This is a genomic window from Streptomyces sp. NPDC057307 (assembly GCF_042667665.1).
Lineage (GTDB): Bacteria > Actinomycetota > Actinomycetes > Streptomycetales > Streptomycetaceae > Streptomyces.
Genome location: NZ_JBHUZM010000103.1, coordinates 1 through 18210 on the forward strand (window position 1 = coordinate 1; position 18210 = coordinate 18210).

The window sequence follows — 18210 nt, forward strand, 5'->3', positions numbered from 1 at the left end:
GATCACCGCCGGGCCGCTCCCTCGTTACGCGTACGGCGTCAGCCGCCGAACTCCTGGAGGCCCTTCAACGCCTGGTCCAGCAGCGCCTGCCGGCCCTCCAACTCCTTCGCCAGCTTGTCCGCCCTGGCGTTGTTGCCCGAGGCGCGGGCCGTGTCGATCTGTGTGCGCAGCTTGTCGACGGCCGCCTGGAGCTGGCCCGTCAGACCCGTCGCGCGCGCGAGCGCCTCCGGGTTCGTACGGCGCCACTCGGTCTCCTCGGACTCCTGAAGCGCCCGCTCGACCGTCTGCATCCGGCCCTCGACCCGCGGCCTGGCGTCGCGCGGCACATGCCCGACGGCCTCCCACCGCTCGTTCAGGGCCCGGAACGCGGCACGGGCCGCCTTCAGGTCCGTCACCGGCAGCAGCCGCTCGGCCTCGGCCGCCAGCTCCTCCTTGACCTTCAGATTCTCCGTCTGCTCCGCGTCCCGCTCGGCGAAGACCTCGCCACGGGCGGCGAAGAAGACGTCCTGGGCGCCGCGGAAGCGGTTCCACAGATCGTCCTCGGCCTCACGCTGCGCGCGGCCTGCGGCCTTCCAGTCGGTCATCAGCTCGCGGTAGCGCGCCGCCGTCCCGCCCCAGTCCGTGGAACCGGACAGCGACTCGGCCTCGGTGACCAGCTTCTCCTTGGCCTTACGGGCCTCCTCGCGCTGCGCGTCCAGCGAGGCGAAGTGCGCCTTGCGGCGCTTGGAGAACGCCGAGCGCGCGTGCGAGAAGCGGTGCCACAGCTCGTCGTCGGACTTCCGGTCGAGCCTGGGCAGGCCCTTCCAGGTGTCCACCAGCGCCCGCAGCCGCTCACCGGCGGACCGCCACTGGTCGCTCTGCGCCAGCTCCTCGGCCTCCGTGACCAGGGCCTGCTTCGACTCCCGGGCGGCGTCCGTCTGCTTGGCCTTCTGGACCTTGCGCTCCTCGCGGCGCGACTCGACCGTGGCGACAAGCCCGTCGAGACGCGTACGCAGGGCGGCGAGATTCCCCACGGCGTGATGCTCGTCCACCTGCGTCCGCAGATGGTCGATGGCGGACTGCGCGTCCTTGGCCGAGAGATCGGTGGTCTTCACCCGCTTCTCAAGAAGGCCGATCTCGACCACCAGGCCCTCGTACTTGCGCTCGAAGTAGGCCAGCGCCTCTTCGGGAGAGCCTGCCTGCCACGAGCCGACGACCTGCTCGCCCTCGGCCGTACGCACGTACACGGTGCCTGTCTCATCGACACGGCCCCACGGGTCGCTGCTCACAGCGCCTCCTCCACCTGATGCCTGCGAGGGGTGCCCCCCGGGCATCGTCCACAGTTTCCTGGACGGGCCTCGCCCGTCTTCCGCGACGCGAAAGCGGATCCGCAATGCCGATCCGCGCGTCGCCATACGCCAATCTAGGTGACCGGTGGCCCGGCTGTCCGCACTCCGCACGGCCGAAATTCACGGGTCCGACGGCGGGGCGGTCCGAGGCCCCGCGCCACGGCCCGCCCCGCCGGTCACCCGTGGTCACGTCTTGTCGACGGTGCCCTTCTCGATCGTGACGGTCTTCTTCGGCGGGCCGTCACCCTTGTTGTCGCCGGTGACACCCGCGGCTGCGATGTCCTTGACCGTCTTCAGGCCGTCGGCGTCCATCGTCCCGAACGGGGTGTACGAGGGCGGCAGCTTGGTGTCCTTGAACACGAGGAAGAACTGGCTGCCACCACTGTTCGGCTGGCCGGTATTCGCCATCGCCACCGAACCGGCGGGATAGGTCACCGCGCCGTCCGCGCCGGGCTTGCCGAGTGCGTCGAGGTTCTCGTCCGCGATCGTGTAGCCGGGACCGCCCGTACCGTCGCCCTTGGGGTCGCCGCACTGCAGCACGAAGATGTTCTCCGTGGTCAGACGGTGACACTTGGTGCCGTCGAAGAACTTCTTGTCCGCGAGGGACTTGAAGGAGTTCACCGTCTCCGGCGTCTTCGCGGCGTCCATCGCGATACCGATGTCGCCCTGGTTCGTCTTCAGGGACATCGTGTACTTGGCCTTGGCGTCGATCGTCATCTTCGGCCCGGCCGGCTTGCTCTCGCTCGGCGACGGCGGCGCCGAAGGACTGTCCTGCGCGACGTCCTTGTCGTCGTTGTCGTCCGTCAGGCCCGCGATGGCGTACGCGCCACCCCCCGCCGCCAGCACGACGGCCAGCGCGGAAGCGATGACCGCGTTACGGCGCCTGGCCTTGGTGCGGATCTCCGCCCGGCGCTGCTGCTGCCGCTCGAACTTCTCCCTGGCAAGCTGGCGCCGGCGCTGCTCGCTGTTGACCACCGGGTCGTCTCCTCGTGTCTTCGTGTCTGCGTGGGCCCTGTGAAGGCAGTCCTATGAACGCGTAACTAGCCCCGTACGGTATATGGGTTACCTGTGGAATGAGGAGCGCCGGTAGGCTCTGATCTGCTGCAATCTCCCGACGGACGACATTTGAGGACGATCGTGCTTATTGCCGGGTTCCCCGCCGGGGCCTGGGGGACCAACTGCTATCTGGTCGCCCCCGCCGCGGGCGAGGAGTGCGTGATCATCGACCCGGGCCACCAGGCCACCCAGGGCGTCGAGGAGACGCTCAAGAAGCACCGCCTGAAGCCCGTCGCCGTCATCCTCACCCACGGCCACATCGACCACGTCGCCTCGGTCGTCCCCCTGTGCGGCGCCCACGACGTGCCCGCCTGGATCCACCCGTCGGACCGGTACATGATGAGCGACCCCGAGAAGGCCCTCGGCCGCTCCATCGGGATGCCGCTCATGGGTGAGCTGACCGTGGGGGAGCCCGACGACGTCAAGGAGCTGGGCGACGGCGCCGAGCTGGACCTGGCGGGCCTGCGCTTCGGCGTCGCGCACGCACCCGGCCATACGAAGGGGTCGGTGACCTTCAGGATGCCCGAGGCGGCGGACATTCCGCCCGTCCTGTTCTCGGGCGACCTGCTGTTCGCCGGCTCCGTCGGACGCTCGGACCTGCCGGGCGGCGATCCGGCCGAGTTGCTCGAATCGCTGGGCCGCGTGTGCCTGCCGCTCGACGACTCGACCGTGGTGCTGTCCGGCCACGGCCCCCAGACGACCATCGGCCAGGAGCGAGCCACCAACCCGTATCTGCGCGAGGTGGCCGCAGGCCCCGGAAGCGGCCTGCCGGCCGCTCCGCGACGAGGATTGTGACGCAGCGAATCCCATGAACACCTTTCAGGCCCCCAAGGGCACGTACGACCTGCTCCCGCCGGACTCCGCCGTGTACCTCGCCGTGCGCGAGGCGATCTCCGCACCGCTGAGGAACTCCGGCTACGGCTACATCGAGACGCCCGGCTTCGAGAACGTCGAACTCTTCGCGCGCGGCGTCGGCGAGTCCACCGACATCGTGACCAAGGAGATGTACACCCTCACCACCAAGGGCGGCTCCGAGCTGGCGCTGCGCCCCGAGGGCACGGCCTCCGTGCTGCGCGCCGCGCTGGAGGCCAATCTGCACAAGGCCGGCAACCTGCCCGTCAAGCTCTGGTACTCGGGTTCGTACTACCGCTACGAGCGCCCGCAGAAGGGCCGCTACCGCCACTTCTCACAGGTCGGCGCGGAGGCCATCGGCGCCGAGGACCCGGCGCTCGACGCCGAGTTGATCATCCTCGCCGACCAGGCGTACCGCTCGCTGGGGCTGCGCGGCTTCCGCATCCTGCTGAACTCCCTGGGCGACAAGGAGTGCCGCCCCGTCTACCGCGAGGCGCTGCAGGGCTTCCTGCGCGATCTCGACCTGGACGAGGAGACCCGCCGGCGCATCGAGATCAACCCCCTGCGGGTCCTCGACGACAAGCGCCGTGAGGTCCAGCGCCAGCTCACCGACGCCCCGAAGCTGCGCGACTACCTGTGCGACGCGTGCCGGGAGTACCACGCGGAGGTGCGCGACCTGCTGACCGCGGCGGGTGTCGTGTACGAGGACGACGAACGGCTCGTACGGGGGCTGGACTACTACACCCGCACCACCTTCGAGTTCGTGCACGACGGTCTCGGCGCGCAGTCGGCGGTGGGCGGCGGCGGGCGCTACGACGGGCTCTCGGAGATGATCGGCGGCCCCGAACTGCCGTCGGTCGGCTGGGCGCTCGGTGTGGACCGTACGGTCCTGGCACTGGAGGCCGAGGGCATCACGCTCCAACTGCCGTCCGCCACCAGCGTGTTCGCCGTGCCGCTCGGCGAGGAGGCGCGCCGGCTGCTGTTCGGCGTGGTCACCGAGCTGCGCAGGGCGGGGGTCGCGGCCGACTTCAGCTACGGCGGCAAGGGGCTCAAGGGCGCGATGAAGAACGCCAACCGCTCGGGCGCGCGGTTCACGATCGTCGCCGGTGAACGCGATCTCGCCGAAGGCGTGGCGCAGGTCAAGGACATGGAGAGCGGCGAGCAGAAGCCCGTGCCGCTCGACGCGCTGGTGGCGGATCTGACGGCGAAGCTGACCTGATCTCCGCACGGACGGCACCATGGCGGGCCCCGGCGCCGCGTACGGCGTGACGTCGGGTGAGCGCGAGGGCCGCCTGCCGGCGGTCTGTCGGGCCCAGGACGCGTGCCGCGTCCTGGGCCCGCGGTGTCGCGGGAACGCGTGGGCTGCCGGCCGCGTGCCGCCGCGTCACGGTGCGCACAAGCCCGTCGCCGGCTGTACCGCTCGACGTGCCGGTGCCGGTGCCGGTGGCGGTGGCGGTGGCGCCTGACGGCGAGACCGACCTGACTGCGCGCGCACGTCGCCGTGTCGGCCGCGTGGAGACGCCGATGTGCCACCGCTGCCGGTCCGCCGCGCGGCGGCGAGCAGGAGCCCGTACCGCGCGACCGCGCGACCGCGCGGACCGAGGCGCGCGGCGCCCCGCCCCTCACTCCGCCAGCAGCCCGTGCCGCATCGCGCTCGTCACCGCCGCCGTCCGGTCGTCCACGCCCAACTTGCCGAAGATCCTCAGCAGATGGGTCTTCACCGTCGACTCGCCGATGAACAGCCGGCGCCCGATCTCCGCGTTCGTACACCCCTCGGCGACCAGCCGCAGCACCGCCGTCTCGCGCTGCGACAGCCTCGGCCGCTCCGGGCGGCTGCGCAACTGGTCCACCAGCCGCGCGGCCACCGAGGGCGCCAGCACCGTCTCACCACGCGCCGCGGCCCGCACGGCGTCCGCCAGCTCGGCGCGCGCCAGATCCTTCAGCAGATAGCCGGCCGCACCCGCCTCCACCGCCCGCAGGATGTCGGTGTCCGTCTCGTACGTCGTCAGCACGATGATCCGGCAGGGCAGCCCGGCCGCGCTCATCCGGCCGATCGACTCCACACCGCCCCCGCCCGGCATCCGCAGGTCCATCAGCACGATGTCCGGGCTCAGTTCGGCGCTCAGCGCCTCCGCCTGCGGACCGCTCGACGCCTCGCCGACCACTGTCAGATCGGGCTCGGCGCTGAGCATGCCGCGCAGCCCCTCACGTACGACGGGGTGGTCGTCGGCGAGCAGGATGCGGATCACGTGGGACTCCCGGTGGGCGAGGACGACGGCGGTATCGGTGGTGGTGGCGGCAGTGGCAGGCGTACGGCGACGAGCGTGCCGCCGCCCGGGTCGCTGCGTACCTCCGCGCTGCCGCCCACCTCCGCCGCCCGCGCCCGCAGCCCGCTGAGGCCGTACCCGCCCGAGGGCGCGGAGACGTCGAAGCCGCGGCCCGTGTCCCGTATCCGTACCTGCAGTTCGGCGTCCGAGTACGCGAGCGAGATCGCGGCCCGCGCGCCGGACCCCGCGTGCCGGACGGTGTTGGACAGCGCCTCCTGGCACGTCCGCAGCGCCACCACCTCCAGCGCCGGGGCCAGCGGCCGGGCCCGGCCGGTCACCTCGACGGTCACGTCGACGGACACCTCGGCCGGTCCTGGACCGTGCCGGGCGGCGAGCCGACGCAGCGCGTCGGGCAGCGAGTTCCCGTTCAGATCGGCCGGCGCCCCACCGGCCACCAGGGCACGCGCCTCGGCGAGATTCCGCCGGGCCGTGTCCGCCATCAGCTCCAGATGACGGCGGGCGCCCGGCAGATCCCGTTCCAGCTCCGACTCCACGGCCTGCACGAGCATCAGCAGGCTCGTGAAGCCCTGGGCCAGCGTGTCGTGGATCTCCCGGGACATCCGCTCGCGCTCGGCCAGCGCGCCCCGCTCCGCCGAGAGCCGTGAGACCTCCTCCCGGCTCGCCTCCAGCTCGGCGATCAGTTCCGCGCGCTCCGCGCTCTGCGCGATGATCCGGATGATCCAGCTCCCGAGCACCGCGGAGAAGGCCAGACTGACCACGGCGAACAGGGCGTTGAAGAAGACGGCCTCGCCGTCCGGGCGCCACCACAGCGCCCACCCGACCACCGGCACGGCGTTGAGCACCCCCACCGCCCACAGGGCGCGGGACATCGACAGCAGCATGAAGCACTGCGGTACGAGCGCGAACGCCGCCGAGCGCATCTCGCCCACCAGCACCGCGGGCGGGATGAACAGCAGGATCGCGACAGAGATGTAGAGGAGCGCTCCCCGGGAGTCCAGGCCGCGCATCAGCTCACGGCGCCCGAACCACACGTACCAGGGTGCGAGCAGGAAGAAGAGCGTGAACGCCGTCGCCCGCACCGGGGTCGAGTTCGGCGCGGCGATCGTGAAGATCAGCGTCGCCGACCAGACGACCCCAAAGTACAGGTCCCACGGCCAGAAGCTGCGGTCCCAGGCGTCGATCTCACGCGCCCCGCCCGGCGACGGGCTCAGCCGTCGCGCCGGCTCTTCCACCGGAAGGTCAGCAGACACAGCACCAGCCCTCCGATGCACCAGGCGCCGAGTACCAGCGCGATCCGTCCGTACTCCCAGCCGCCCGCCTGCTCCAGCACGGCGGCCGTCTCGGGCAGGAACACCCCGCGCAGCCCCTGGCACATCCACTTCAGCGGGAACAGCGCGCCGATGTTCAGCAGCCAGTCGGGGATGGTGTCGATCGCGATGTACACCCCGGAGATGAACTGCAGTACCAGGAACGGTAGTACGACCACGGACGAGGCACTCTGTCCGGTCTTCGGCAGGCTGCTGATCGCGATCCCGAGCAGCGCGCACCCGGTCAGCCCGAGGACGAAGATCCAGCCGAAGGTCAGCCAGTCGACCGCGCCGGTGGGCAGGTCGATGCCGTAGAACAGCACACCGACGGCGAGCAGCGCCACCGTCTCCAGCAGCCCGGTCACCAGGACGAGCCACACCTTGCCGAGGAAGTACGAGGCGGGCGGCATCGGCGTACCGCGCAGCCGCCGCAGTTGCTTGTTGTCCCGCTCGATCGCGATGGAGATGCCCAGCGACTGGAAGCTCGTCGACATGATGCCCGCGGCGATCATCGACGGGACGTAGAGCTGGGAGGCGGTGATGCCCGCGCCCTCGACGTCGTTGCTGAAGATCGAGGCGAACAGGAAGAGGAAGACGATGGGGAAGGCGAAGGTGAAGATCGCCTGGTCGCGCTGGCGGAAGAACTGCCGCAGCTCCAGGGCGCCGCGTCGCAGCCCCAGCGTCCAGGCGCCGGGCAGCGCGGCCGGTGCGGTGCGGGTGGTGCCGGTCCGGTCGGTGACGGTCGCCATCACGCGGCCTCCTGTCCGGTGGGTCCGGTGGGTCCGGTGAGTGCGGTGAGTCCGTTGGGTGCGATGAGCCGCAGATAGACGTCTTCGAGGGTGGGCCGGCTGATCAGCAGCCCCGGGATCTCGCCGCCGAAGCGCCGGGTCAGCTCGGCGACGGTACGGGTCGGGGTGGTCGTCCGCTCGGTGCGCGGCGAGCCGTCCGGCTCCGTCCACGCGACCGTGGCCGCCGTGTCGTACTCCGCGCGCAGACGGGACGGGGTGCCCTCGGCGACCACCCGGCCCGCCACGATCACGGCGAGGCGGTCGGCCAGCGCCTCGGCCTCGTCCAGATAGTGCGTGGTGAGGACGATCGTGGTGCCCTCGTCCGCCAGCTTGCGGATCAGCTCCCAGAACTGGCGGCGGGCCGCCGGGTCGAAACCGGTCGTCGGTTCGTCGAGGAGCAGCAGCTCGGGGCCGCCGATCACACCGAGCGCCACGTCCAGCCGGCGCCGCTGCCCGCCGGACAGCGCCTTGACCCGGCTCGTCGCCTTCTCACCGAGGCCCACCAGGTCGATGACCTCCTCGGTGTCCCGCGGTGTCGGGTAGTAGGCGGCGAAATGGGACACGGTCTCGTGGACCGTCAACTCGGCGGGCGCGGATTCGTCCTGCCACACAATGCCGATTCTGGAACGCCACAGCCTGCCGCCGGTGGCGGGATCAGCCCCGAGGACCGTCACCTCGCCGCCGTCCCGGTCGCGGTGGCCCTGCAGGATCTCCACCGTCGTACTCTTGCCCGCGCCGTTGGGGCCGAGGATGCCGAAGACCTCGCCGCGTCCGATGCGCAGGTCCAGGTCCTGGACCGCCGTCACCTCGCCGTACCGCTTGCGGAGCCCGGTCACCTCCACCGCGAGATCCCCCGTCGACGCGCTCGTTTCCGCTGCATCTCTCATGCCTTCGAGCCTCGTCCGGAAGCGGCGGCTCCGGGACGACCGTCCGTACCTCCTTATGTCCATCGAACGGTGGACACGGGGGTGCGTGCGGCAGAATGACCGAGCCCTCTGCAGGTGCAGGCCACGAGTGATGGAACGGCGATATGACGAGTGCAGCGCTAGACGACGTGTCCGCCGACCGGGAGGACCACGGGGCCCCCGGTCTCTTCGGGGCGGGGCGGGTGCTGGCGTGGTTGCTGGTGGTGACGGGCGCGGCGGGTGTGCTGGCGTCGTGGGTGATCACGATCGACAAGTTCAAGCTGCTGGAGGACCCGAGTTTCACGCCGGGGTGCAGCCTGAACCCGGTGGTCTCGTGCGGGAACATCATGAAGAGCGACCAGGCGTCGGCCTTCGGGTTCCCCAATCCGATGCTGGGCCTGGTGACCTACGCGGTCGTGGTGTGTGTGGGGCTGGGACTGCTGGCGGGGGCGCGGTACCGGCGCTGGTTCTGGCTCGGTCTCAACGCCGGGATGCTGTTCGGCGTCGGCTTCTGCACCTGGCTTCAGTACCAGTCGCTCTACAACATCAACTCGCTGTGCCTGTGGTGCTGTCTCGCGTGGGTGGCGACGATCGTGATGTTCAGTTACGTCACGACGCACAACGTCACCCGCGGGATCATCCCGGCGCCCCGGTGGCTGCGCGGCGCGTTGGGGGAGTTCCACTGGGTGCTGCCCGTGCTGTGGATCGGGATCATCGGCATGCTCATCCTGACCCGCTGGTGGGACTTCTGGACGAGCTGACGGCGCCGTCGCGCTGTCAGTGGGCTGACATAGGGTTCAACACGTGGAGCCCGACCTCTTTACCGCAGCGGCCGAAGACCGCCAGGAGAAGGACCCGTCCAGCAGCCCGCTCGCTGTACGGATGCGCCCGCGCGTCCTCGACGAGGTGGTCGGCCAGCGGCATCTGCTGAAGCCCGGCTCCCCGATGCGGCGCCTGGTCGAACAGGCCGCCCAGGGCCGGGGCCCGGCGGGACCCTCGTCGGTGCTCCTGTGGGGCCCGCCCGGCACGGGCAAGACGACGCTCGCCTATGTCGTCTCCAAGGCCACCGACGCGCGTTTCGTCGAGCTGTCGGCGATCACCGCGGGCGTCAAGGAGGTCCGCGCCGTCATCGACGGCGCCCGTCGTGCCTCCGGCGGCTTCGGCAAGGAGACCGTCCTGTTCCTGGACGAGATCCACCGCTTCAGCAAGGCCCAGCAGGACTCCCTGCTGCCCGCCGTGGAGAACCGCTGGATCACCCTGATCGCGGCCACCACCGAGAATCCGTACTTCTCGATCATCTCCCCGCTGCTCTCGCGCTCCCTGCTGCTGACGCTGGAGCCGCTCACCGACGACGACCTGCGCGCCCTGCTGCGGCGCGCGCTCACCGAGGAGCGGGGTCTCGGCGGCGCGGTCTCCCTGCCCGACGACTCCGAGGCGCATCTGCTGCGGATCGCCGGCGGGGACGCCCGGCGGGCCCTGACCGCCCTGGAGGCGGCGGCCGGTGCCGCGATCTCCAAGAGCGAGAAGGAGATCAGCCTCGCGACGGTCGAGGAGACGGTCGACCGCGCGGCGGTGAAGTACGACCGCGACGGCGACCAGCACTACGACGTGGCGAGCGCCCTCATCAAGTCGATCCGCGGCTCCGACGTGGACGCGGCCCTGCACTATCTGGCCCGCATGATCGAGGCGGGCGAGGACCCCCGGTTCATCGCCCGCCGGCTGATGATCTCGGCCAGCGAGGACATCGGCCTCGCCGACCCGACGGCCCTGCCCACCGCCGTCGCGGCGGCCCAGGCCGTGGCGATGATCGGCTTCCCGGAGGCCGCGCTCACCCTCAGCCACGCCACGATCGCGCTGGCGCTGGCCCCCAAGTCGAACGCGGCGACGCTCGCGATCTCCGCCGCGCTGGAGGACGTGAAGAAGGGGCTGGCCGGTCCCGTACCGCCGCATCTGCGCGACGGTCACTACAAGGGCGCGGCCAAGCTCGGTCACGCGCAGGGGTACGTCTACCCGCACGACGTGCCGGGAGGTATCGCCGCGCAGCAGTACCTCCCGGACGAGGTGCGGGGCAGGGAGTACTACACACCGACGCGGTACGGCGCGGAGGCGCGGTACGCGGACGTGGTCGAGAAGGTCCGGACACGCCTGCGCGGCGACGCCCCCTCGCACTGAGCCGGCCGGCCCGGCGGGGCTCAGCGGCCCGCGGCCTCGAAGAGCGCGTGCATGGCGCGGCGCAGTTCGGCCACGTCGCGCACCGGCTCGGGGAAGTCGAAGCGGGCGTCGAAGCAGTTGACGCCCGTGAAGCGCACCCGCAGTCCGAAGCGGTCCACACCGACCGGTACGGCCGCCGTCCCGCCGGTCCGTCCGCCGAGCAGCGAGCGCAGCGTCCGCACCTCGGCGCTGTGCGCGGCGTGCAGATGCTGGAGCAGTTCGGCCTCGTGCTCCGACAGCGGGTCCGGGACGGCCGCGGCGAATGCGTCCGCCTCCACCGACTCGGCGCCCCACAGATCGTCCACGTACGCCTCGCCGACCTCCAGCCGCAGCGTCGTCCGGCCCGGCTCGGCCGCGCCGGGCACCCGGGTCAGCCAGCCGGAGACCCAGGCGCGGCCCCGGATACGGTGGGGCACGGAGACCGGCGCGACATCGGTGATCTCCAGCACCACGGGCAGCTCGTCGGCCTGCGCGTGCGTCGCCGCCCTGACGACGGGGGAGTCCGCTGCGAAGGCCAGCAGCACGTCACCCTCGGTGTCCACGGTCCGCGCGTCGGGCATCAGCTGGTCCGGTCGCAGGGCGTCCAGGCCCGGCAGGAGCAGCACACTTGAGCATGTACTCTGTACGAGAGTTCGTGTGCGCTCGGCTGCTGACGGCATCCGCGCGATTTCAAGCCCGCTGGGACGCGGCTGACCATGAGCTGATCGGACCTCCGTCGTATCGATGCCCTGCGCGTCGAGACTGTCTGTGATGCGTGTGGTGTTCCCAGGGCGACGAGACATGCGATCTCCTTTGAGTAAGGTGAGCCTAACCTAACCTACAACGGAGGTCTGGAGAACGTGCCTAACCAGTCGCGTCCCAAGGTCAAGAAGTCACGCGCGCTCGGTATCGCGCTGACGCCGAAGGCCGTGAAGTACTTCGAGGCCCGTCCCTACCCGCCGGGCGAGCACGGCCGCGGCCGCAAGCAGAACAGTGACTACAAGGTCCGTCTGCTGGAGAAGCAGCGTCTGCGTGCCCAGTACGACATCAGCGAGCGCCAGATGGCCCGCGCCTACGACCGCGCCCGCAAGGCCGGCGGCAAGACCGGCGAGGCCCTGGTCGTCGAGCTGGAGCGTCGTCTCGACGCCCTGGTCCTGCGTTCGGGCATCGCCCGCACCATCTACCAGGCCCGCCAGATGGTCGTCCACGGCCACATCGAGGTCAACGGCGGCAAGGTCGACAAGCCGTCGTTCCGCGTCCGTCCCGACGACGTCATCATGGTCCGTGAGCGCAGCCGCGAGAAGGTTCCGTTCCAGGTCGCCCGCGAGGGTGGCTACGACACGGACGGCGAGACCCCGCGCTACCTCCAGGTGAACCTGAAGGCGCTGGCGTTCCGTCTGGACCGCGACCCGCTGCGCAAGGAAATCCCGGTCATCTGCGACGAGCAGCTCGTCGTCGAGTACTACGCCCGCTGATCGCCCACTGATCCAGGTGTAGTTCGCGCGAGCGACCGCGCTTCAGCCCGCCGCTTCCCCGCCGATCTGGCCGGGGGAGCCGGCGGGCTCTCGCGTTTCCCGGTCCGTCCCGCGCGCGGGCACCGGCCCCCGGTCGCCCGACGGCCGTCGCGGCGGTACGGATCCCCCGCGCGGCCCGGCCAGCGCGCGCTCGACGGCCGCCGCCGGCGGCAGGGCGCGCCCCTCCGCCACCTGGGCGTCGTACCGCTCGGGCCCCAGCAGCTCCGTCGCCCGCCGTTCGCACTGTTCGTGCGGCGCCCCGAAGGTGGGCGAACCGAACAGCGGGGCCCCCACCGACTGCCAGAGCCGGGCGGCGGCGCCCTGGAGCACGGCCGCCTCCGCCGCGTCGCCCTCGCCCACGGTCAGCAGGGCCATCAGCTCCATCGCCAGCACCAGACCGACCAGATCGTTGAACATGTGGTGGATGGTGACGGACTCGGCCAGCAGGGCGCGCGCCTCGTCGGGCCGGCCGCGCGCCCACGCCGCGTACGCGTGGACGTAGAGCGCGTAGGACCGGGCCCAGCGCTCGCCGCTGTCCTCGCAGATCTCCCGTACGTCGGCGCACAGGGCCACGGCCGCGTCCAGGTCGCCCTGGAAGACCAGCGCGAGGGCCAGCTCCGCCTGGCCCATCAGCACATTGCTGTTGATCTCGCCCAGTTCTCGATAGGCGCCGAGCGCGGAGCGGAGCAGCCGTTCCGCGCGCGGCATGTCACCGGAGAGGAGCGCGAGACAGCCCAGCCGGTGCACCGCGTACGTGTGCGCGAGGGCGTCTCCCGTACGGGCGGCCTCTCCCCGGCACTCGTACAGAGCCCGCACGGCGGCCGTGTTGTCCCCCTGGAGGATCGCCACATAGCCCAGCACCCACAGCGCCTTGAGGCGTGACCCGTCGTGCCGGTCCGCGTCCCGCCCGGGCTCGTCGTCCCGGTCGGCCGGCGCGAGAGCCCGGTCCAGCCAGTGCCGCCCTTCCGTGAGCCGGCCGCAGCCCGCCCAGTAGAACCAGAGCGTGCCTGCCAGATGCCGGCCCAGATGGACCTCGCCCTCCGTCTCCAGGCAGAGTTCGATGGCCGCCCGCAGATTGGGCAGCGCGCTGTCGGCGCAGGCGGCGATCTCCGCCTGCCGGGGGCTGAACCAGTCCAGCTCGCACCAGGTGGCCAGGCCCATGTACCAGTCGCGGTGTCTCCTGCGCATCCGGTCGGTGTCCGCCAGGGCGTCCAGCCACTCGGCGCCGTACGCGCGCACCGTGTCCAGCATCCGGTAGCGCGGCCCGGCGGGTGACTCCTCGCGTACGACGACGGACTGGGCGATCAGTTCGCCGAGCACGTCCAGCACGCTCTCGTCCGGCAGGTCGGGGCCGGCGCACACGTACTCGACGGCCTCCAGGTCGAAGGGCCCGGCGAACACCGAGAGCCGCGCCCACAGCAGCCGTTCGGCCGGGGTGCACAGTTCATGGCTCCAGCCGATCGCGGTACGGAGCGTGCGATGGCGCGGCAGTTCACCGCGCGAGCCCCCGGTGAGCAGCTGGAAGCGGTCGTCGATCCGCCGGAGGATCTGGTCGACGGACAGAGCGCGCAGCCGGGCGGCGGCCAGTTCCAGCGCCAGCGGGATGCCGTCGAGGCGGCGGCACAACTCCCGTACGGCGTCGTCGTGTTCGTCGAGCGGGCGGCTCCCGGGCGCCATGTCGACGGCCCGGTCGGTGAAGAGGCGTGCCGCGTCGGTGTCCGGCATCGGGGCCAGCTGGACGGTTCGTTCGCCCTCCAGCCGGAGCGGGCGGCGCCCGACCGCCAGCACCTGGAGGCGGGGGCAGCGGCGCAGCAGATCCCGTACGAGCTCCGCGCAGGGGTCGACGAGCTGCTCGAAGCCGTCCAGCACCAACAGCAGGTCCCGGTCGGCGAGATGGGCGCGCAGCACCTCGCGGGGCGGCCGGCCGCTGTGGTCGGTCACGCGGAGGGCGTCGAGGAGCGCGTGGTCGAGCAGTCCGGGGTCGCGGATCGCGGAGAGTTCGGCGAGCCAGACACCGTCGCAGTAGCGTTTCTCCAGACGCGTCGAGCGCGGGGACCGGGCCGCGTGCACGGCCAGTCGCGTCTTGCCGACACCGCCCACACCCACCAGGGTGATCAGCCGGCCTTCGGTGAGAAGACGTGCCAGCTCGGCCAGTTCGTCGGCACGGCCCACGAACCGGTTCAGCTCCGCGGGGAGATTGCCGGGGACAGGTCGCATGAGACACGCAGAGTACTCACGCGGCAGCACTGCGTACAATCCGCCGTGCCAACTGCCTCCCCCCGCCCTGGCGGACGGCGTGGAGTCCGGGACCGCCGTAAAGCGGTACGGCGAGCCGGTCGGGGCGCGATAGGGTCGAGGGGCGACTTTCAAGACCGACCAGGATCGCCCGGTTCTGAGCCGGCCGACAACGACCTGCTCCCCGCACGCGCGGGGACGGTCCAGCAGAGAGCGGTGCAGCGTGACCGGTGGAGAGGTTGCCGGGATCCTGGTGGCCGTCTTCTGGGCAGTTCTGGTCACCCTCCTCGCCGTGGTGCTCGTGAGGCTGGCGCAGACGCTCAAGGCGACCACCAAACTCGTGGCGGACGTGACCGACCAGGCCGTACCGCTGCTGGCGGACGCGTCGGCGACCGTACGCGCGGCACAGACCCAGCTCGACCGGGTCGACGCCATCGCGACGGACGTCCAGGAGGTCACCTCCAACGCGTCGGCGCTCTCCACGACCGTGGCGTCGACCTTCGGCGGACCCCTGGTGAAGGTCGCGGCCTTCGGCTACGGAGTGCGGCGGGCGATGGGCCGCAAGGCCCCCGCCGAGCCGGCACCCGCAGGCCGCGGGGAACCGGCACCGGCCGCGCGCGGCAGGCGCGCGGTGATCGTGGGCAGGACCGTTCCGTCCGCCCGACGCAGCAGGAAGCAGAAGGGCTGAGGCAGCGATGTTCCGCCGTACGTTCTGGTTCACCGCGGGCGCGGCGGCCGGTGTGTGGGCCACCACCAAGGTCCACACCAAGCTCCGCCGGTTGACGCCCGAGAGTCTCGCCGCGCAGGCGGCCAACAAGGCGATCGACGCCGGACACCGGCTCAAGGACTTCGCGCTCGACGTCCGCGTCGGCATGGCCCAGCGCGAGTCCGAACTGGGTGAGGTGCTGGGGCTCGACGCCCCCGTCGACCCCGAACTCCCCGCCGGGCGCCGCCTCGCCGTCGAGGGGCGCGCGGAGCGCCGGTACGACAAGCACGACCACGAACACAGCGACCGATTCAACTCGCGTACACCGCACAACCGGAATGAGGACCACTGATGGAGTCGGCCGAAATCCGCCGCCGCTGGCTGAGCTTCTTCGAGGAGCGCGGTCACACCGTCGTCCCCTCGGCGTCGCTCATCGCGGACGACCCGACTCTGCTGCTGGTCCCCGCGGGCATGGTCCCCTTCAAGCCGTACTTCCTCGGCGAGGTCAAGCCGCCCGCCCCGCGCCTGACCAGCGTCCAGAAGTGCGTCCGTACGCCGGACATCGAAGAGGTCGGCAAGACCACCCGGCACGGCACGTTCTTCCAGATGTGCGGCAACTTCTCCTTCGGTGACTACTTCAAGGAAGGCGTCATCCCGCTCGCCTGGGAGCTGCTGACCAGCTCCGTCGCCGACGGCGGCTACGGCCTGGACCCCGAGAAGCTGTGGGTCACGGTCTATCTGGACGACGACGAGGCCGCCGACATCTGGACGGACAAGGTCGGCTTTCCCGCCGAACGCATCCAGCGCCTCGGCAAGAAGGAGAACTACTGGTCCATGGGCGTGCCCGGCCCCTGCGGACCCTGCTCGGAGATCTTCTACGACCGAGGCCCCGAGTTCGGCGAAGAGGGCGGCCCCGCCGTCAACGACGAGCGCTACGTGGAGATCTGGAACCTGGTCTTCATGCAGTACGAGCGTGGTGAGGGAGAGGGCAAGGAGAACTTCGAGATCCTCGGCGACCTCCCCTCCAAGAACATCGACACCGGTCTCGGCCTCGAACGCCTCGCCATGGTCCTCCAGGGCGTCCACAACATGTTCGAGATCGACACCTCGATGGCCGTCATCGACAAGGCCACCGAGCTGACCGGTGTCCGCTACGGCGCCGACCCCGCCTCGGACGTCTCCCTGCGCATCGTCACCGACCACATGCGCACCTCCGTGATGCTGATCGGCGACGGCGTCACTCCCGGCAACGAGGGCCGCGGCTACGTCCTGCGCCGCATCCTGCGCCGCGCCGTGCGCAACATGCGGCTCCTCGGCGCCACCGGACCGGTCGTCGCCGACCTGCTCGACGTGGTCATCGGGGCCATGGGCGAGCAGTACCCCGAGCTGATCACCGACCGCAAGCGCATCGAGACCGTCGCCCTCGCCGAGGAAGCCGCCTTCCTCAAGGCCATCAAGGGCGGCACCAACATCCTCGACACCGCCGTCACCGAGACCAAGGCCGCCGGTGGCTCGGTCCTGGCCGGCGACAAGGCGTTCCTGCTCCACGACACCTGGGGCTTCCCGATCGACCTCACCCTCGAAATGGCCGCCGAACAGGGCCTGTCCGTGGACGAGGACGGCTTCCGCCGGCTCATGAAGGAGCAGCGGGACCGGGCCAAGGCCGACGCCAAGGCCAAGAAGACCGGCCACGCCGACCTCTCCGCCTACCGCGAGGTCGCCGACACCTCGGGCACCACCGAGTTCACCGGTTACGGCAGCACCGAGGGCGAGTCGCGGATCGTCGGCCTGCTCGTGGACGGCGTCCCGTCGCCCGCCGCCACCGAGGGCGACGAGGTCGAGGTCGTGCTCGACCGCACCCCGTTCTACGCCGAGGGCGGCGGCCAGCTCGCCGACCAGGGCCGGATCAAGCTCGACACCGGCGCCGTCATCCAGGTGCGCGACGTCCAGCAGCCGGTCCCCGGTGTCTCCGTGCACAAGGGATCGGTACAGGTCGGGGAAGTGACCGTCGGCTCGGCCGCGTTCGCCGCCATCGACACCCGGCGCCGGCGTGCCATCGCCCGTGCCCACAGCGCCACCCACCTGACGCACCAGGCGCTGCGCGACGCCCTCGGCCCGACGGCCGCCCAGGCCGGCTCCGAGAACTCACCGGGCCGCTTCCGCTTCGACTTCGGCTCGCCGGCCGCCGTACCCGGCACGGTCCTCACCGACGTCGAGCAGAAGATCAACGAAGTCCTCGCCCGTGAACTCGACGTCCAGGCCGAGGTCATGTCCATCGACGAGGCCAAGAAGCAGGGCGCCATCGCCGAGTTCGGCGAGAAGTACGGCGAGCGGGTCCGTGTCGTCACCATCGGCGACTTCTCCAAGGAGCTGTGCGGCGGCACGCACGTGCACAACACCGCCCAGCTGGGTCTGGTGAAGCTGCTCGGTGAGTCCTCGATCGGCTCCGGCGTGCGCCGTATCGAGGCTCTGGTGGGCGTGGACGCGTACAACTTCCTCGCCAAGGAGCACACGGTCGTCGCCCAGCTCCAGGAGCTGGTCAAGGGCCGCTCCGAGGAACTGCCGGAGCGGATCGCCGGCATGCTCGCCAAGCTGAAGGACGCCGAGAAGGAGATCGAGAAGTTCCGCGCGGAGAAGGTGCTGGCCGCCGCCGCCGGGCTGGTCGAGGGCGCCAAGGACGTACGCGGTACGGCCCTGGTCACCGGTCAGGTGCCGGACGGCACGTCGGCCGACGACCTGCGCAGGCTGGTGCTCGACGTGCGCGGGCGCATCACCGGTGGCCGGCCGGCCGTCGTCGCGCTGTTCACGACGGCCAACGGCCGTCCGCTGACGGTCATCGCCACCAACGAGGCCGCCCGTGAGCGCGGGCTCAAGGCCGGCGAACTGGTCCGCGCCGCCGCCAAGACCCTCGGCGGCGGAGGCGGCGGCAAGCCGGACGTCGCCCAGGGCGGCGGTCAGAACCCGGCGGCCATCGGTGACGCCGTCGCCGCTGTCGAGCGCCTTGTCGCCGAGACGGCCTGAGGCCCCGTGCGCGAGGACGT

General features: G+C 71.1%; 16 protein-coding genes. 8 read left to right on the plus strand and 8 right to left on the minus strand.

Annotated elements, in window-relative coordinates; all coding sequences use genetic code 11:
• Positions 1 to 38 precede the first annotated feature (38 nt).
• The gene (locus ACFUN8_RS27515; protein ID WP_383642977.1) at positions 39 to 1268 is read right to left on the minus strand and encodes a DUF349 domain-containing protein; all 1230 of its coding nucleotides are present in this window, start codon (positions 1266 to 1268) and stop codon (positions 39 to 41) included.
• Positions 1269 to 1514: 246 nt separating this feature from the next.
• The gene (locus ACFUN8_RS27520; protein ID WP_383642980.1) at positions 1515 to 2303 is read right to left on the minus strand and encodes a peptidylprolyl isomerase; all 789 of its coding nucleotides are present in this window, start codon (positions 2301 to 2303) and stop codon (positions 1515 to 1517) included.
• A 162-nt stretch (positions 2304 to 2465) separates the two neighbouring features.
• Between ACFUN8_RS27520 and ACFUN8_RS27525 the strand changes: the two genes are divergently transcribed.
• Positions 2466 to 3179, plus strand: a complete 714-nt coding sequence (locus ACFUN8_RS27525; RefSeq protein WP_383642983.1) for an MBL fold metallo-hydrolase — start codon at positions 2466 to 2468, stop codon at positions 3177 to 3179.
• Positions 3180 to 3192: 13 nt separating this feature from the next.
• Positions 3193 to 4455 (plus strand): histidine--tRNA ligase, encoded by a 1263-nt coding sequence (gene hisS, locus ACFUN8_RS27530; RefSeq protein ID WP_383642986.1) that lies wholly within the window; start codon positions 3193 to 3195, stop codon positions 4453 to 4455.
• Between the two features lie 403 nt (positions 4456 to 4858).
• Here the strand turns inward: hisS and ACFUN8_RS27535 are convergent, their stop codons facing one another.
• The 4 genes from ACFUN8_RS27535 to ACFUN8_RS27550 are packed head-to-tail and all read right to left on the minus strand — an operon-like array spanning position 4859 to position 8506.
• Entirely contained in the window at positions 4859 to 5485 is a 627-nt protein-coding gene (locus ACFUN8_RS27535) for a response regulator (protein ID WP_383642989.1), read from the minus strand.
• On the minus strand, positions 5482 to 6774 hold the full coding sequence (locus ACFUN8_RS27540) for a sensor histidine kinase (RefSeq protein WP_383642992.1): 1293 nt from the start codon (positions 6772 to 6774) through the stop codon (positions 5482 to 5484). The genes ACFUN8_RS27535 and ACFUN8_RS27540 overlap by 4 nt, the downstream gene beginning before the upstream one ends.
• Positions 6732 to 7580 (minus strand): ABC transporter permease, encoded by an 849-nt coding sequence (locus ACFUN8_RS27545; protein WP_382571779.1) that lies wholly within the window; start codon positions 7578 to 7580, stop codon positions 6732 to 6734. The genes ACFUN8_RS27540 and ACFUN8_RS27545 overlap by 43 nt, the downstream gene beginning before the upstream one ends.
• The gene (locus ACFUN8_RS27550) at positions 7580 to 8506 is read right to left on the minus strand and encodes an ABC transporter ATP-binding protein (RefSeq protein ID WP_383642995.1); all 927 of its coding nucleotides are present in this window, start codon (positions 8504 to 8506) and stop codon (positions 7580 to 7582) included. The genes ACFUN8_RS27545 and ACFUN8_RS27550 overlap by 1 nt, the downstream gene beginning before the upstream one ends.
• 143 nt (positions 8507 to 8649) lie before the next feature.
• Here ACFUN8_RS27550 and ACFUN8_RS27555 point away from each other — a divergent pair, with 143 nt between their 5' ends.
• Together ACFUN8_RS27555 and ACFUN8_RS27560 are read left to right on the plus strand one after the other, a co-directional pair.
• Entirely contained in the window at positions 8650 to 9285 is a 636-nt protein-coding gene (locus tag ACFUN8_RS27555) for a vitamin K epoxide reductase family protein (RefSeq protein WP_383642998.1), read from the plus strand.
• Between the two features lie 43 nt (positions 9286 to 9328).
• Positions 9329 to 10696: a replication-associated recombination protein A gene (locus ACFUN8_RS27560; protein WP_383643001.1), complete on the plus strand. Its 1368-nt coding sequence runs from the start codon at positions 9329 to 9331 to the stop codon at positions 10694 to 10696.
• A 20-nt stretch (positions 10697 to 10716) separates the two neighbouring features.
• Here ACFUN8_RS27560 and ACFUN8_RS27565 read toward each other — a convergent pair whose 3' ends face one another.
• Positions 10717 to 11394: a DUF2470 domain-containing protein gene (locus ACFUN8_RS27565; protein WP_383643004.1), complete on the minus strand. Its 678-nt coding sequence runs from the start codon at positions 11392 to 11394 to the stop codon at positions 10717 to 10719.
• Positions 11395 to 11574: 180 nt separating this feature from the next.
• Here ACFUN8_RS27565 and rpsD point away from each other — a divergent pair, with 180 nt between their 5' ends.
• Complete coding sequence (gene rpsD / locus ACFUN8_RS27570; RefSeq protein ID WP_023542962.1) at positions 11575 to 12189, plus strand: 30S ribosomal protein S4; 615 nt, start codon at positions 11575 to 11577, stop codon at positions 12187 to 12189.
• 42 nt (positions 12190 to 12231) lie between these two features.
• On the opposite strand, the gene ACFUN8_RS27575 is transcribed toward rpsD, so the two are convergent.
• Positions 12232 to 14445 (minus strand): ATP-binding protein, encoded by a 2214-nt coding sequence (locus ACFUN8_RS27575; RefSeq protein WP_383643008.1) that lies wholly within the window; start codon positions 14443 to 14445, stop codon positions 12232 to 12234.
• A 241-nt stretch (positions 14446 to 14686) separates the two neighbouring features.
• On the opposite strand from ACFUN8_RS27575, the gene ACFUN8_RS27580 reads away from it, so the two are divergent.
• The 3 genes from ACFUN8_RS27580 to alaS are packed head-to-tail and all read left to right on the plus strand — an operon-like array spanning position 14687 to position 18190.
• Positions 14687 to 15151 (plus strand): DUF948 domain-containing protein, encoded by a 465-nt coding sequence (locus ACFUN8_RS27580; RefSeq protein ID WP_383643010.1) that lies wholly within the window; start codon positions 14687 to 14689, stop codon positions 15149 to 15151.
• Positions 15152 to 15158: 7 nt separating this feature from the next.
• On the plus strand, positions 15159 to 15521 hold the full coding sequence (locus tag ACFUN8_RS27585) for a DUF6167 family protein (RefSeq protein WP_383643013.1): 363 nt from the start codon (positions 15159 to 15161) through the stop codon (positions 15519 to 15521).
• Entirely contained in the window at positions 15521 to 18190 is a 2670-nt protein-coding gene (alaS, locus tag ACFUN8_RS27590) for an alanine--tRNA ligase (RefSeq protein WP_383643016.1), read from the plus strand. Before ACFUN8_RS27585 ends, alaS begins: the two co-directional genes overlap by 1 nt.
• Positions 18191 to 18210 lie beyond the last annotated feature (20 nt).